The organism is Myxococcus guangdongensis (genome assembly GCF_024198255.1).
Lineage (GTDB): Bacteria > Myxococcota > Myxococcia > Myxococcales > Myxococcaceae > Myxococcus > Myxococcus guangdongensis.
The window spans coordinates 360,791-375,666 of the sequence record NZ_JAJVKW010000006.1 but is presented as its reverse complement, the minus strand read 5'-3'; the positions used below and the strand labels follow the sequence as shown (position 1 = coordinate 375,666).

The window sequence follows — 14,876 nt, the reverse complement described above, 5'->3', positions numbered from 1 at the left end:
CCTTCGTCAGCGACCCGATGTGTGCCTGCAACAGGGAGAACGACGCGCCAGCGTTCACGAGCAGGTGCGCCGCCTCCTTCGGGCCCCTCAGCGCGAACCAGCACATCGCGAGGCTCCACGGCGTGCGAGCGTCCCCCCGTCAAGAATGAGCGACGCCTCGAACAGCGCGCGCGCCGAAACGAACTCGCCCAGCCGGAACAAGCACGCCGCGAAGGCGAAGGCCAGGACCCGGTCCTCATCGCTCTGGAAGGAGTTCGCCCACGCACGGTGGTCCGCGCGGGTGACCTCGCCCCCCTGTGAAGGAACCCCTGCTGGAAGGCGTGGCGGTTCACGGGCACCGAGACGCTCCCGTGCACCGTCACTTGCGGTTCCAACTTCCGGGCGAGCGAGGCCACGTCGAGGTGCCCCTTGTCGGCGGAGTGGGAGACGTGGGGCGTTCGCCTGGGGTCCCCCAGTTCAAACAATGGTCCACATGCGCGCGGCCCCCATTGCCATGCCTGACGCGGTAGGCCACATGGATGCGCAGAAGTTCACCGCATCGTGACGGGCCCTCAGGTGATATTCCGCCGCGGCCCCGGTCGCGTCAGTGACACCTACAGGGAGGATTCACCATGCACATCAAGAAGGCCGTCGAGGAGCTGCTCGCCGTCGGAAACCATGTGAAGGCGCATCCCGATTTCGAAGTCATCTTCGAAGCCTTTCCCATCATGCGCGCGAGCGATATGGATGATTGGCAGGAGGTGATTCGAGAAGAAGCCCCGTCGTTCGGTGAGTACGTTCTCCCGGCCAGCTTGAAGGAAGTCTATGGCGCGACGGGCGCGCTGCGGCTCCACTGGGTCTCCAAGAAATCGAGGGACCTCATCGGCGTGACGAAGATCGTGGGAATCGTGGGGCTCTTCCAGACCGATGAGGAGTCCTCGAAGGGAATGACGATCGAGGATTGCTGCAAGCAGCTTCGTCCATTCGATGTGATTGATGAGCGCCGGTTCGTTGGCATGAGGCTGCCCCAGCAGGGCGATGAAGTGGACCTCGTCTACGTCGACAAGAAACAGCGCCTGGAGGTGGAGCTGTCCTTGAATCCCGTCCAGTACATCGTCGAGCTGTCCCGATACAAAGGACTCGTGGGGTGGCAGAAGCGGTTCTTCAAGGGCGCCAAGGCGGGCGTCGAGGACGCGTCCGCCGTCGAGCGGATGAGGCAACTGTTCCCCTTCCTGGGCTGACGTCCCGCTGGCTGGGAGCCCGAAGCGTCGCGAGTGCGCGGCTCGGGCTCCCATGGATGCCGCGAGTTCAGGGCGCGGGAGCCGCCGACTGATTCACCCCCACGTCGTGGAAGTACGCATTCACATACGCCAGCGGGCTGGGGCTGCCTCTCATGCAGGTGGGCACCGCATGCGTCACCACCAGCTCCTTGTTGGCGACGCCCGGAGCCTGGGTGTCCGTGACGGAGTAGGCGCCATACACCTCCGGCTCGCTGTCGCGCTGGAACACGAAGCGGTCATTCGCCGCGTCCCACTGGACCCGCAGCCGGGTCTGCTCGCCCTGGTGCACCTGTCCCAGGTCCGCCGTGAAGAGCGAGCCGCGCGCCGTGCACGATGCGTCCTGGCACCGCTCGACGTGCGCCTCCACCCTCAAGTCCTGTGAGCCTCGCGGGTCCGTGGACCGGGAGACGACGCGGATGGACGCGGTGACGTCATCCTTCGCGCTGGCACGCAGGGGCGTGGCCGCGTTGAAGAAGTGGCCGGACAGCTCCGCCGTCCCCTGGGTGACGCCGCCCTGCGGCAGCTCACACCCCGTGCTCCGGGCGTTGTTCACCCGGACCTTCGCCTCGATGGCCGTCACGGCCGACGGCTGGATGAAGCGCAAGCCGTAGCGCCCCGCCCCCGTGTTGGCCCGGCTCTGCAGCCGAAGGCGCGTGAAGGCCAGCTCCCGCAGCGCCTGTTGCCGGCTCCCCGTCTGCACGTCGGCCCAGCGCGCCGGGTCGATGCCCCGCACCTTCGTCGCGCGAGGTGGGTTGGACTCCGAGGGGTTGAAGTTGTCGTAGGGCACCATCGGCTCGATGGCTTGGGCCGTCCCTGCGAGGAGCAACGCGAGCACCGCCGACGTCCGAATCATTGCGCTCATGGGGCCTCCAGCTCCTTGAGTTGGATGAAGTGCCGCACCCGGGCGTTGTCACCCGAGTCCTGGTCCGTCCCCTCCGTCTCCAGGGACATGCCGTTCTCGTAGCCGTTCAGGAAGCTCCCCATCAGCTCGAGCCCGGTGAGCCAATCATTGGCGCTCGACTCCCCCTTCACCCGGCGCACCAGGCCCGAGGACGCGAAGAAGCTGAAGTGGCCGTCCCGGTCATCCACCGCCAGACTCGCGCCCCCTTCAGGGATGGAGTCGTAGTGGTCATTGGGGCCGACATCCTCCTCCCAGATGGCGGACGTCATGTTCACCACCCCCGTGAAGTTGGCCGGCAGGTCCGGGAACTGCGTGGGATTGCCCGGCCCGGTCTGCACGCGCCAGTTCGGGTAGATGGTCTGGTCCTCGACGACGTCCAGGAAGGCGTTCTCCCGGAAGAAGCCATTCGCCGTCATGTGCACGCGGGGCGTGAACCAATCCGCGCAGCAGCCACTCTCCGTCTCCAAGTCCGTCACCTGCTTCACCGCGTATTCAATCCGGTGCGGCTTGGCGGGGTTGTACTTCACCACGTCCTTCACCTTCGTCAGGGACACATTCACATCCACCATCGCGTGGTCCGACAGGCATTGCTGGAAGAACTGCTGCGCGCCCCCCACCTCCAGGGAGATGCCGGAGTCGGGGTCGAAGTGGGGCTCGACGCTCGCCGTGGGCTCCTTGAGCAACGCGTAGGCGGGGAACTCCAAGGTGTTCGCGGCCGGGAACACCAGCACGTAGTCGAGCCGGTCGAAGCCAGCCAGCTGGTCCGGCACCAGGTCCGTGCACTGACTGCTCAGCCACGTCCCGGTTGCCATCGGGTCCGAGCCGGACGAGGTGCGCGCCAGGTCTCGGGACTCGGAGAAGAAGCTGTTGGCCTCCTCGAACTCGGTGCGCTGAAGGATGTTCAGGAACTGGGGACCCACCATGTCCTGATACGCGGAGAAGTTGGCGTCAGCCTCGGTGGCCTTGGGCCCCAGCGTGTTCAAGTCCCCCAGCAGGAAGGCGGGGCGGTCCATGCCGCTCGGCCAGGTGCCCTGCGGGAAGATGTCATCGTCGCCGAGCAGGTACGGGAAGGAGTTGGCGTTCAGGGGCCCGCCCTGCCTCACCTGCTGGACGTAGGCCTTGATGTCGAAGAACTGGTCCTCGCGCGCATCGGTGTCCGGCCCCGGCGAGTTCTCGCCTGCGTTGACATGGGTGCAGAACACGTCGACGAACTCGCCGTAGTCCGTGGCGGAGGAGAGCCTGGGCAGGCCGAGGTCATCCATGACGGTGACGGGCACGGTGGCCGCCGGCGTGGCGATGCGCGCCCAGATGACGCCCTTGTCCTGCATGCAGTCGGCGCCGGTGCACATGTTGGACGGGAAGTGGTGGACGCCTCCCTCGAGAATCTGGCGTGACGACAGCAGCACCAGGCCCGTCGACTCGGTGGGCGGCCGGAGGATGTCGTCGTTCAGCTCCGTCACGGCCTGCATGGGCGGCAGCGACTGGGCGGCGCGCAGCTCGTTGACCTTCTCGATGAGCTCTCCTCGCTCGTGGGACATCCAGATTTCGGAGATGCAGACGACCTCCTTCTGGAAGATCTTCGCGGCGACGGTGTCGATCTCCCCCGAGCCCCCGTCCGGGACCCAGAACGTCATGTCGGGCATCTGCCCCACGTTCCACATCGTGAAGCTCAGCGGGATGGGGATGTGCTCACGCAGCTCGAGCGTCTCCCAGGTGGCCGTCAACGTCTCGGACGGGGGCTGGTTCTTCGCGTTGGGGAAGATGCCGCCCCCCACGCGCTGAGTGGCGCCCCCCATCATGGCGGGCGTGCTCTGCAGGGCGAGCCCCAGCTTCCGGACCGCCGAGGACAAGGGCTCGCTGCCGACGATGGGCGGCACGCTGCTGCGCAGCTTCACCGAGAACTCGATGTGCACGCGGGTGGGGTCCGCGCTCGGCGTCGTCACCACCGCGGTGGTGGCCCAGGCCTGGTTGGGGGCCGACAACGCCACCCAGCCGTTCGCGTTGTTGCCCATCCGCTGCGTCAACGAGGTGTTTCCATTCGGGCCGGTGGAGTAGCGCAGCCGCAGGTGCCGGTCCTCGGAGCGGGGGCCGCTCGCGCCGGGAACCAGGTTGATGGTGGCGTCGCGCTGGGCGTCGAGCCAGACATCGATGATGCCCCCCGCCTCCAGGATGTTCCCGTTGGCGTCCTTGGGCCGGGGCAGCCGCATGCCGATGAACAATGTCTGCGAGAGACAAGGGTTGGTCTGGACCGAGGGAATCCCGCCGGCCTCGGGCATCCCGAAGTTGCACTCCTCGGAGGTGTACTCGCCGTTGTCACTGACCAGCAGATACAGCTCGCCGTTGGGCCCGCCATTCACATAGTCCTGCAACGGGAACTTCTTGCCGTCCGCGTACTCCATCTGCGCGACCCAACCGTCCGTGGTGGGCTGCGTGCACTTCTCGCCGGGACTGCAATGGATGGCCGCGTTCTGGGGAGGAAGCCTCGTGACGTGAGGCGCCGCCACCGCCCAGGTGGGGAAGAGACTGGCTAAAGCCAACAGGATTGCACCGCGATGCATGAGACCTCCGGGTTGTGCTCCAGGGGAACGAAGGCACTCGTGGATCTTCCCGCCCTGGTCACTTCCCACTCATGCGGGAGTCACACACAACCCACCGGGTGATTCCGATACACATTCAATCCTTCCACTAAACCCTAGACTCACACACTCTCCCAGTGTCATATGCGACAACACCCGGAGCGCTGTTCCGGGTGCTCATCAGAGGGGGAGTTCCAACATGACGAAGTACAATGAGACGAGGCAGGCGCCAGCATTGCGGGGCGGTCCTGCCAGGCTGCGCATGCGGTTGGGTTTGGGGACGCTTTGCGCGGGGTTGGCGTTGCTACCGGGAGTCGCCATGGCGGCGGCGCCCATGGGCGCGGTGCAGGCGGTGTCCTCGGATGGGTATGTGAGGGGTTGGGCCTATGCGCCCAACCTCCCCTCCGGCTCCGTCGAGATGCGCTTCCACCTGGACAGCCCCACCGGGCCGCTGCTGGGCACGGCGGTGGCCAACGAGTACAGCGCCGCCGCGCAGGCGGCGGGCATCGCCGGCAACCGGGGTTTCAGCTTCCAGCTTCCGCTGCAGGACCGGGACGGGCTGACGCACACCGTCTACACCGTGGCCTCGGACCCGTCGTTCGACGAGGCCGGCCTGAACATGAACACCGCGTGCGCCATCCGAAACGGCGCCGGCTCCGAAGCGCGGGCCGGCGGCTCCGACGACGCGCACTCGTGGGGGTGCGTGCGCAGGGGGCCCGACACGAACATCGGCGGGCCGGACCTGTGGGGCTACTGCGGCACGAAAGGCACCGGCTTCGAGCCCCACCTCAAGGGAGCGCAGGTCGCGACGAACGCGGCGTACAACTGGGTCTGCCGCAAGCCGCAGGTGTACACGCTCGACATGAACGTCGGGTGCAGCAAGAACTTCGGCTCGGGTGTCTCGGCACGCGCCACCAACGCCAACGACGCCTACACCTGGGGCTGCTTCCGGACGACCTACACGCCTGAGACGCGGGTGAATGATCCGGACCTGAATGGCTATTGCTCGCAGCGGGTGGGCTCCGGCTACGTCCCCTACCTGAACGGGCCCGTCATCGGCTCCTACGCCTCGTACAACTGGGTCTGCCGCAGGTCGGGATACTCCGACCAGCCCCTCATCATGAACACCGCCTGCCAGATCCGGAACGGCAGCACCGCCTTCGCCCGCGTCGGTGACGTCAACAACGCGTACACCTGGGGCTGCTACACCCCCGCCGGCAACACGGAGACGCGCCTCGGCAGCCCCAACCTCGAGGGCGCCTGCCTCGACCGGCACCCGACCGCGACGCCCTTCCTCGATGGCCCCGTGACGGGCCCGAACGCGGCGAGCCAGTGGAAGTGCCGCGCCTCGCTCAACGAGTCCCCGCTGGTGATGCAGACCGCCTGTGAGCGGCGCGACCCCACCGCCCAGGCCCGCGTGGCGAACGTCAATGACGCGTACACCTGGTCGTGCTCGGTCCCGAGCACCGTCTACACGAAAGAGAACGGGCCCGACCTTGGCGGCTACTGCTCGAGCAACGTGGGCGCGGGCTACGAGCCTCGGCTGGCCGGCGCGCCCCAGGGCATCAACGCCTCCTCGCTCTGGCGCTGCCGCAAGCCCCGCACCACCGAGCAGACCCAGCTCGGCGCGCTCACGTACAACCTGAGCCTGCCCGCCACCCAGTCGGAGACGCTCCACTATGTCTCCATGCACCTGCCCTCGCCGGGGGCGACGCGCGCCAGCGGCTACTTCTACCCGTGGCCCGGCCGCAAGGTCGCCATCCAGACGCCGCGGGCCAACGGGCACTACAACTCCTCATCCTCCGCGGACAACAACCCCGCGGTGATGGCCAAGATCGTCGAGGTCCTGGATGCCGCGTACGACTGGTACAAGTCGGCCACGGGGAACCGCACCCCCTCCGCCGCGAACCTCTACCAGGGCCGCCTCACCTTCACCGTCATCGAGCCCAACTGCGGCGGGGCCTGCGGGCGCCTGGGCAGCACCGGCATCGAGCTGTCCAACGCGACGTACGAGGCCCTCTACAAGTCGGTCCGCGACTCCATCGCGAACCCGACGACCTACCCCCGGCCCGCCTTCGACCAGGCCGTCTTCTATGAGCTGGGTCGCAACTTCTGGCTCTTCGAGCACGCCCTCGCCTACAAGGACAGGCTCCCCAACCCCGACGGCACGACGCGGGGCAACGGCGGCAGCGTCGTCACCGGCTACGCGGTCGCCATGCGCTTCTACGCCATGGACGCGGCGGGCGTGGACGGAGCCCCCTTCGACGGCCAGCCCTTCTCCAACCTCAGGGCGTCGGTCTACGGCCTGGTGGACACGTACCTGTTGAACACCAGCCTGAACTGGAACAACACCCTGGCCCAGGACCTGGGCATCCCGGGTGTCCGCAGCGGCCCGGACCTGTTCGCCTCCTTCGTGATGCGGCTGGCCGCCGCCCACCCAGACCGGAACTTCATCGAGCAGGTGTGGCAGTACGCGGCCAACCGGACCCAGCCCGGCAGCCCCACCACGCAGGACGCGGTGGACACGTTCATCGTCGCGGCCAGCTTCGCGGCGAACACCAACCTGACGCCCGTGTTCAGCGGGTGGCGCTGGCCCGCGCCCAGCACCGCCGCCTACCAGCAGATCCGCAACCTGAACGCGCCGGACCTGTCGAAGTACGGCCTCTAGTCGCGCCTTCGTGACCCAGCCCATGCTCCCAGGGGGACACGCTGCCCCTGGGAGCGCGGGCGAGGGTTGACGCCCGCCGCCCGGTGATTGAAGACGGGGGGATGATCGAACTCCCCCCCGGCGCCTCGATGAAGGACTACCAGCGCTACATCCACGAGCTGGAAGCGATGCATGGCTGGCTGAAGCTGGACCTGGTCCACAACTGCTTCCTCATGGGCGAGGAGGTCGGCGAGGTGTTCAAGGCCGTCCGCCGCCACGAGAAGCTCTACGACGAGGGCAAGGGCACGCCGACCGAGGCGGCGCGCGCCCAGGTCGGCGAGGAGCTGGTCGATGTCTTCAACTACCTCGTCGCCATCGCCAACCGCGTGGGCGTGGACCTGGAGGAGGCCTTCCGCCAGAAGAACGAGCGCAACCAGCAACGCACCTGGACCTGAGGGCACGCCCCCCTCCCCGCCCCCCCCAGGCCCAGGACGCGTCAGGGCTTGCCCAGGTTCGTCCAGGTGTTCGACACCGGGTCGTACCGCTCGATGGTGTCGTCCAGGTTCTGCGCGAGCAGGTAGCCGTTCGAGCTGAAGATCCTGCTCGCCGAGCCATGGATGGAGTTCCACACCGTGACGGCGTACTTCATGATGAAGGAGCCATCCGGACGCAGGCCGTACACGTCATTGCCCACGGCCACGTAGCTGCGCCCCGAGTAGCCGATGCTCGTCCACGTCGAGCCTCCGTCGTGGCGCTGGATGAGGCCCTTGTCGTTGGTGAGCCGGTACATCTTCGTCCCGCCGCCCACCAGCTCGCTGGCGCCGCCGCCCACCACGCTCCACGAGCTGCCCGCGCCGCTGTAGAGCGCCGTGTAGTCGTCCTGCCACGGCCCCAGGCCGAACACCTGCGTCGTCGTGGCCGCGAAGCGCGAGCCGGGCCCGCCGATGGTCGTCCACGTCGCCGTCGCCGCGTTGTACCGGGCCACGTTGCCAGTCACCTTGTCCGTGGCGCACAGTGCCCCCGCACACGCGAAGATCTGCCCCGCGTTTCCGCCGATGCCCACCCAGCTCGAGCCCAGGAACTGCACGGGATAGCCGCCGCCCGGCGTCTGGCCATAGAGCGTGTTGCCCACCGCGACGAACGCCTGCCCAGGGCCGCCCACCAACGTCCACACGAGCGCGTCGCGCCGGTAGAGGTCGCCCGTCGAGCGCTTGCGCGCGTACACCGTGCCGCTGGACGTGCTCAGCACGTTGGTCGGCGCCTCGTAGAGTGCCTGCGAGCCCTCCACGTCCCGCTGCGAGATGAAGTTCAGCGTGCGCGACGGGTCCAACCAGCCCGGCATCGACGGGTAGTGCATGGCACCCCGGCCGTCGTAGCACGTCAGCGGCCGGTAGCTGCCCGTCATCACCATGCCGCAGCCGGAGGCCGTGTCGTGCTCGTGCACGAAGCCCAGCGCGTGGCCGAACTCGTGCGTCAGCACGGCGATGAGCTCCGCATCCGTCCACGTCGACGTGGGGCCCAGCTCCAGGAAGCGCGTGGGCCGCGAATACGTGGGGAACCCCATGCCCGCCGACAGGCCCGTGAAGGTGAAGTTGCGCTCGACGTTGTACTTCACCAGGTTGTTGCTGCGATTGCAGGTGGCCGAGTCCAGCGCCTTCAGGTGCACGAACTTCACGTTGGCCGCCCCCTCCCAGCCGGAGGCGGCGCGGTGCATGAACTCCACCACGCGGTCGTAGTCCGCGCCGAAGTCCGTGGGACGGATGCAATAGGTGATGGCCTCGCGGTCCGCGCGGCTCCAGGCCGCGTCCGCCCCGCCCACCCGGAAGACAGACAGCGCGTTGGGGTTGCTCGTGAAGCTCTCCCAGTAGCGGCGGACCTCCACCAGGTCCAGCATCCGCATGTCCCCCTCCACCAGGAAGTGGCCCTCCTCGGTCGCGACGACGTTCTTCGCGCGCCACGCCTCGAAGGCCGCCGTCGTCGCCGCCCCCGTGTCGGTGAGCGTGTCCTCCTGGGGCACGGTGGCCTCGGGCCCGCAGGCCCCCAGCAACAGCGCCATCGTCGTCACGGCGAGCGGAGTCATCCGCCAACCTCGGCGGGTGTGAGTCATTGTCTGCATGAGGATTCCCTTGCACCCGGGGCCGGCCCCCAGGCGTGATGTGAGCTGCGCTTGCGTTGGAACCGCGAGCCATCAACGAACCGCTCGCGAGTTCTTCCCGCCGGCGTCACGAATCACCGCGCATTGCCCACGGCAGGGCGAAGTCCTACTATTCAAGAATTACCTTCTTGAAAAGGAAAAGCCGTGAAGCCATTCCCTGGCAATCTCGTCGCGGTGTTCCTCGTGGTGGGGGCCGCGCTGCCGGCGTGGGCCGTCGAGCCGCCGCCCGAGTTCGGCACGGACTGGGACGACCCGCGCACCGCGGCGCCCACGGTGGAGCGGCCGACGACGCCGTCCTGCACGGTCCGCATCGTCGATGAGAAGTTCGACGACTTCACCCCCTTCACCGGCCCCTTCGCGCCGCCCGCGGAGTGCCCGGGCCCGTGGAGCAAGGTGGTGCTGCGGATGGAGGGCAAGGTGCAGGGCGTCCAGTACGACCGGCTGGGCCACCTGGAGGTCGGCGGCGTGACGATCTTCAAGACGTCCACGCCCGAGCCCTCGCGCGACGGCATCTCCTGGTCGGTGGAGAAGGACGTCACCGCCTACGCGTCGCTGCTCGCGAAGCCCCAGCCGGTGTGGATGTTGATCGGCAACGTGGTCAACGACACGTACACGGGCGTGCTGGACGTGCAGGTGTACCTGACGTTCTACCCAGCCCGGGGAGGCCACGCGCCGGCCGCGAACCTGGCCAGCGACGTGCTCCCGCTCAGCCAGCCGCGCCGCGAGGGCAGCGCGCTCGTCGGCGAGGTGACGGTGCCGCGCAACACCGCGCGCCTCGTCGCCGAGGTCTACGCCACGGGCTCCGGCGGCGGGTGCGAGGAGTTCTGGTACATCACCGCGCCCATCGTCGTGCCCTACTCGTGCCCCGCCGACGACGGCCCCTACCGCGAGGTCGTCATCGAGGTGGATGGCCGGGTGGCCGGCGTCGCCATGCCCTTCCCCCACGTGTACACCGGCGGCTGGTCCAACCCCTTCGTCTGGTACGTGCTCCCCGCGCCCCGCGCCTTCAACATCCGCCCCATCCAGTACGACCTCACCCCGTTCGTGGGCCTGCTGACGAACGGCCAGCCGCACCAGCTCACGGTGCGCGTGCTGGGCGTGCCCGAGGGGCGGCCGGGGTGGGATTTGCCCACCAACGTGCTCGCGTGGCGGGACGCGGGCACCTCCCGCGTCACCGGCGGGCTCCTCCAGCACCAGCTGGGGACGCTGTCGAACGACTCGACGTACGCGCGGGTGGACGGCTGGCACCAGGTGGACACACAGGGCGGCCACCACCTGCGGGTGTCCGGCTACCTGCGCACCTCGCGCGGCTGGGAGCTGACCACGGTGGAGCAGGACGTCTCCAACACCAGCATGCACCGCTGGGTGGGGGACATGGAGAACCCGGACGAGCTGGTCGCCACGTGGCGGGACACGAGCACCGTCACCGTCGTCGGCCGGGACGTGTTCCCCTCGGTGAGCCGCTCCGACAAGCAGTTCGTGCTGGACGGGCGCATCGGCGTGACGCCGGAGAACCGGCTGACCACCACCATCACCGTGCGCGACGCGGAGAAGGCGCTGGGCCTCAAGGGGCTCCAGACGTGGGAGCGCCGTGAGCTCGACGACGTCTTCACGGGCGAGGCCGCGTACAACCTGGGCGTGCCCCGCGCGCAGCGCAACGCGGTGGGGACCTCCACCCACCACTACCGGCTCGAGGGCCACCCCGGGGTGTGCCACGACCGGCGCATCTCCACCCGGAACGGCTTCGTCACCGAGGACGTCCAGGGCTGCGACTGAAAATACGCGGCCCCCTGGACACCATGCGTGAGCGGAGGGCAGCATCCGACACTGGCCTCCAACCCCCGAAGGGGACTTCATGCCGTCGAAGAACGCTGGTGCCGCTCTGAAGGAAATCAACGAAAACATCCGGAAGGCCTTTGCGCGGCGTGAGCGCTGGGCGCAGCTGTCCTCCCAGGTCTCCGACGCCCTGAAGGGCGCCGTGCAGAAGGCGAACGGCGACGCCGGCCCCGCGTCCGAGGGCAGCCTGTCCCTGGCCCTGGACCAGGTGCCGCACTGGGATGACTCGCGCGCGTTCGAGGTCCGCTTCTCCGGCAAGGACATCGGCCTGGTGAAGAGCAACGGCGTGCCCGCGGGCCCCGTGCACGCGCACGGCGCCTCGCTGCGCATCGCCCCCCTGGTCAACGGCCTGGTGGGCGCCAGCTACACGCCCGGCTGGCTGACGCTGGGCGAGGAGCAGTACGGCGAGAAGCCGGAGCTGGCGCTGCTCGGCGTCTTCGAGCCCGACGACATCGCCAAGGCGGACCTGCTCGAGGACCTGCTCGCGCAGACCCTCACGCGCGCCGCCGCGGACCACTGGGCCAGCGGTGGCTCGGTGCGCGCCTCGGGCAAGTAGTCCCTTTCGAGCGCGCGGGTGGCGTCGCCAGGAGCGCGGCGCCACCCCGCCCGGCCGCGGGGAAGGGCTCCCACCGCGGGCCACCCTGTAGGCTCGGTGTCAGCTGGAGCCCGCACGCATGCCCTCCGGGGCGGCAACTTCCCTTTGAAATTCGCCGGGCCTTCTCGTAGTTTGCCCCGGACTTCGAGGAGTGTTGCGAGGCCCCTGGCCCCAGGCTCGAAGGGAATGACCCAACGGCACTCACCTGTACGCGTGGCTTGCGAGGGTGGGTCCGTTTCCAGCGGCTCGGGCAGGACCTCGCCAACACACGCGACGCAACCTGAACCAGGAGACACGCCATGACCGCCGCCACGCAGAACCAGAAGCAGGACTACGCCATCGCCGACCTCGGCCTGGCCGGATGGGGCCGCCGGGAGATCAAGATCGCCGAGAGCGAGATGCCCGCGCTGATGGCCATCCGCGAGGAGTACGCCAGACAGCAGCCGCTCAAGGGCGCCCGCGTCACCGGCTCGTTGCACATGACCATCCAGACGGCCGTGCTGGTGGAGACGCTCCAGGCGCTGGGTGCCGAGGTGCGTTGGGCGTCGTGCAACATCTTCTCCACGCAGGACCACGCCGCCGCCGCGCTGGTGGCCGCGGGCACGCCGGTGTTCGCGCACAAGGGCGAGTCCCTGAAGGAGTACTGGGACTTCACCCACCGCATCTTCGACTTCGGCCCCGCGGGCAGCGACCACGAGGGTCCGAACATGATCCTGGACGACGGTGGTGACGCGACGCTGCTGATGCACCTGGGCAAGCGCGCGGAGAAGGACGCCAGCGTCCTGGCCAATCCCCAGAGCGAGGAGGAGCGGGAGCTGTACGCGTCCATCAAGGCGAAGCTGGCCCAGGACGCGACGTGGTACTCGCGCAAGGCGGCCAAGATCATGGGCGTCACCGAGGAGACCACCACGGGCGTGCACCGCCTGCAGGAGATGTCCGCCAAGGGCACGCTGCTGTTCCGCGCCATCAACGTCAACGACAGCGTCACCAAGAGCAAGTTCGACAACCTGTACGGCTGCCGCGAGTCGTTGGTGGACGGCATCAAGCGCGCGACGGACGTGATGGTGGCGGGCAAGATCGCCGTCGTGGCGGGCTATGGCGATGTGGGCAAGGGCTCCGCGCAGGCGCTGCGCGCGCTGTCGGCCCAGGTGTGGGTGACGGAGATCGACCCCATCTGCGCGCTGCAGGCGGCGATGGAGGGCTACCGCGTCGTCACCATGGATTACGCGGCGGACAAGGCGGACATCTTCGTCACGGCCACGGGCAACAAGAGCGTCATCACCCACGACCACATGGCGAAGATGAAGGACCAGGCCATCGTGTGCAACATCGGCCACTTCGACAATGAGATCGAGGTCGCCTCCCTGGAGAAGTACCAGTGGGAGGAGATCAAGCCGCAGGTGGACCACATCATCTTCCCGGACGGCAAGCGCATCATCATGCTGGCCAAGGGCCGGTTGGTGAACCTGGGCTGCGGCACGGGCCACCCCAGCTACGTGATGTCCAGCTCGTTCGCGAACCAGACCATCGCGCAGATCGAGCTGTACTCGCACAGCGACAAGTACCAGGTGGGCAAGGTGTACGTGCTGCCCAAGCACCTGGATGAGAAGGTCGCCCGGCTGCAGCTCAAGAAGCTCAACGCGCAGCTCACCGAGCTGACCCCGGACCAGGCCTCGTACATCGGCGTCACGGTGAACGGCCCGTTCAAGCAGGACACCTACCGCTACTAGTTCCCGGTCAGGTCGATGCCCGCGGGCGGCCATGTCTGGCCCCCGCGGGCGTCCCGACCCGCAGTGCTCAGGGCACCCAGTCCACCATCGTCCCCACGGTGAACGCGTCCGCCAGCGTCCCGTTGGTGGCCCGGGCCGTCAGCTTGCAGAGGGCGGTGGGCATCGGCGTGGTCCACGTGTAGCGCACCGAGCAGGACGTGGGCGTGGGGCTCGCCGCGCAGGTGTCCGCGCCGCGCACCAGCGTGCCGCACGCCACCCCCGACACCAGCTCCAGCGTCGCCGTCCTGGTGCCGCGGCTCGTGCCGTAGTCCACGAAGACGTCCACCTGGAAGGTCCGGTTCGGCCCGACGATGGGGAAGCGCGTCACCGCGTCCTCGCGCAGGAAGCGCTGCAGCGGCAGGCCCTGTCCCTGGGCGTGGATGGCCGAGACGCGCGGGCGCGGGGTGTAGGTCCCCTCCACGTCCACCTCCCCGGTCGTCGGCGTCAGCGAATACACGTTCACGCTGGTGCTGCGCGACACCGTCTGCCCTCGCGCGGTGGCGCGCACTTCAATCCTGCACGTACCGGGCACCGTGTTGTACCACTCCGTGTAGGACGCGTTCGGCCGGGTGAACACGCTCGTCGCGCAGTTGCTCGTCCACTGGTAGGTGATGGGGTCTGCGTCCAGGTCGATGACATCCACGCTGAACGCCGTCAACGTGAGGGGAGGAATGTTCACCGACCCGGAGGTGCTCGAGCGGATGAACGGCGCGATGTCCGGCTGCGGCGCGGGCGGTGTCACGTCCTGGAGGCCCAGGAAGACGCCCACCGTCACACCCGCGACCACGTTCACCGTCGCGGAGCCCGTGGCGCTCAGCACCGGTGTCCCCGCGCCGTCGTCCACGAACCCCTCGGCCGTCAGCGTCTGCGCGCCCTCGGGCAGCACGAGCGTCCCCTCGAAGCTGTCCGTCGTCGCCGAATAGGTCAGGGCTTGTGAGACATTGGCCGGCTGCGCGGTGACCACCAGCCTGTCGAGCAACTGGGTCGTCAGCCCCTCCACGGACAACCGCATCTCACCCGAAGGGCCCTCGGGGCCCCCCTCCCCTCCTCCAGCACATGCCAGCAATTGCACGACGAGGATGCTCGCGACGATGTTCCACGGCTTCGACATGGGTGGCTCCTTGGGGGTGAAGACAAA

General features: G+C 68.3%; 10 protein-coding genes and 1 riboswitch. Of the genes, 6 read left to right on the top strand and 4 right to left on the bottom strand.

The window, feature by feature from the left end; genetic code table 11:
• Positions 1-611 precede the first annotated feature (611 nt).
• Positions 612-1,220 (top strand): hypothetical protein, encoded by a 609-nt coding sequence (locus LXT21_RS20920; protein WP_254039908.1) that lies wholly within the window; start codon positions 612-614, stop codon positions 1,218-1,220.
• Between the two features lie 67 nt (positions 1,221-1,287).
• Here LXT21_RS20920 and LXT21_RS20915 read toward each other — a convergent pair whose 3' ends face one another.
• A complete protein-coding gene (locus LXT21_RS20915; protein WP_254039907.1) occupies positions 1,288-2,121 on the bottom strand; it encodes a hypothetical protein in 834 nt (277 codons plus the stop codon).
• Positions 2,118-4,718, bottom strand: coding sequence for an exonuclease/endonuclease/phosphatase family protein (locus LXT21_RS20910; RefSeq protein WP_254039906.1), 2,601 nt, complete (start codon positions 4,716-4,718; stop codon positions 2,118-2,120). The genes LXT21_RS20915 and LXT21_RS20910 overlap by 4 nt, the downstream gene beginning before the upstream one ends.
• Positions 4,719-4,935: 217 nt before the next feature.
• On the opposite strand from LXT21_RS20910, the gene LXT21_RS20905 reads away from it, so the two are divergent.
• Both LXT21_RS20905 and LXT21_RS20900 read left to right on the top strand, forming a co-directional pair.
• Positions 4,936-7,404: a hypothetical protein gene (locus LXT21_RS20905; RefSeq protein ID WP_254039905.1), complete on the top strand. Its 2,469-nt coding sequence runs from the start codon at positions 4,936-4,938 to the stop codon at positions 7,402-7,404.
• Positions 7,405-7,505: 101 nt separating this feature from the next.
• Entirely contained in the window at positions 7,506-7,838 is a 333-nt protein-coding gene (locus LXT21_RS20900) for a MazG nucleotide pyrophosphohydrolase domain-containing protein (RefSeq protein ID WP_046712414.1), read from the top strand.
• 41 nt (positions 7,839-7,879) lie between these two features.
• On the opposite strand, the gene LXT21_RS20895 is transcribed toward LXT21_RS20900, so the two are convergent.
• A complete protein-coding gene (locus LXT21_RS20895; RefSeq protein ID WP_254039904.1) occupies positions 7,880-9,463 on the bottom strand; it encodes a M57 family metalloprotease in 1,584 nt (527 codons plus the stop codon).
• A 219-nt stretch (positions 9,464-9,682) separates the two neighbouring features.
• On the opposite strand from LXT21_RS20895, the gene LXT21_RS20890 reads away from it, so the two are divergent.
• From LXT21_RS20890 to ahcY, 3 genes are all read left to right on the top strand, one after another.
• Positions 9,683-11,314 carry a peptide-N4-asparagine amidase gene (locus LXT21_RS20890; protein ID WP_254039903.1) on the top strand — a complete coding sequence of 544 codons (1,632 nt, stop codon included), beginning with the start codon at positions 9,683-9,685 and terminating at the stop codon, positions 11,312-11,314.
• Positions 11,315-11,393: 79 nt separating this feature from the next.
• Positions 11,394-11,930, top strand: a complete 537-nt coding sequence (locus tag LXT21_RS20885; protein WP_254039902.1) for a hypothetical protein — start codon at positions 11,394-11,396, stop codon at positions 11,928-11,930.
• A 181-nt stretch (positions 11,931-12,111) separates the two neighbouring features.
• A riboswitch (S-adenosyl-L-homocysteine riboswitch) is annotated at positions 12,112-12,179 on the top strand.
• 89 nt (positions 12,180-12,268) lie between these two features.
• The gene (gene ahcY, locus LXT21_RS20880) at positions 12,269-13,699 is read left to right on the top strand and encodes an adenosylhomocysteinase (protein ID WP_254039901.1); all 1,431 of its coding nucleotides are present in this window, start codon (positions 12,269-12,271) and stop codon (positions 13,697-13,699) included.
• Between the two features lie 67 nt (positions 13,700-13,766).
• On the opposite strand, the gene LXT21_RS20875 is transcribed toward ahcY, so the two are convergent.
• A complete protein-coding gene (locus LXT21_RS20875) occupies positions 13,767-14,849 on the bottom strand; it encodes a hypothetical protein (RefSeq protein ID WP_254039900.1) in 1,083 nt (360 codons plus the stop codon).
• Positions 14,850-14,876: the final 27 nt, after the last annotated feature.

Bases quoted from the DNA above. Each gene is read 5' to 3' on its own strand.
- LXT21_RS20905 (WP_254039905.1), top strand. From the start codon at position 4,936: ATGACGAAGTACAATGAGACGAGGCAGGCGCCAGCATTGCGGGGCGGT.
- LXT21_RS20910 (WP_254039906.1), bottom strand. From the start codon at position 4,718: ATGCATCGCGGTGCAATCCTGTTGGCTTTAGCCAGTCTCTTCCCCACC.
- ahcY (WP_254039901.1), top strand. From the start codon at position 12,269: ATGACCGCCGCCACGCAGAACCAGAAGCAGGACTACGCCATCGCCGAC.
- LXT21_RS20900 (WP_046712414.1), top strand. From the start codon at position 7,506: ATGATCGAACTCCCCCCCGGCGCCTCGATGAAGGACTACCAGCGCTAC.
- LXT21_RS20915 (WP_254039907.1), bottom strand. From the start codon at position 2,121: ATGAGCGCAATGATTCGGACGTCGGCGGTGCTCGCGTTGCTCCTCGCA.
- LXT21_RS20895 (WP_254039904.1), bottom strand. From the start codon at position 9,463: ATGACTCCGCTCGCCGTGACGACGATGGCGCTGTTGCTGGGGGCCTGC.
- LXT21_RS20920 (WP_254039908.1), top strand. From the start codon at position 612: ATGCACATCAAGAAGGCCGTCGAGGAGCTGCTCGCCGTCGGAAACCAT.
- LXT21_RS20885 (WP_254039902.1), top strand. From the start codon at position 11,394: ATGCCGTCGAAGAACGCTGGTGCCGCTCTGAAGGAAATCAACGAAAAC.
- LXT21_RS20875 (WP_254039900.1), bottom strand. From the start codon at position 14,849: ATGTCGAAGCCGTGGAACATCGTCGCGAGCATCCTCGTCGTGCAATTG.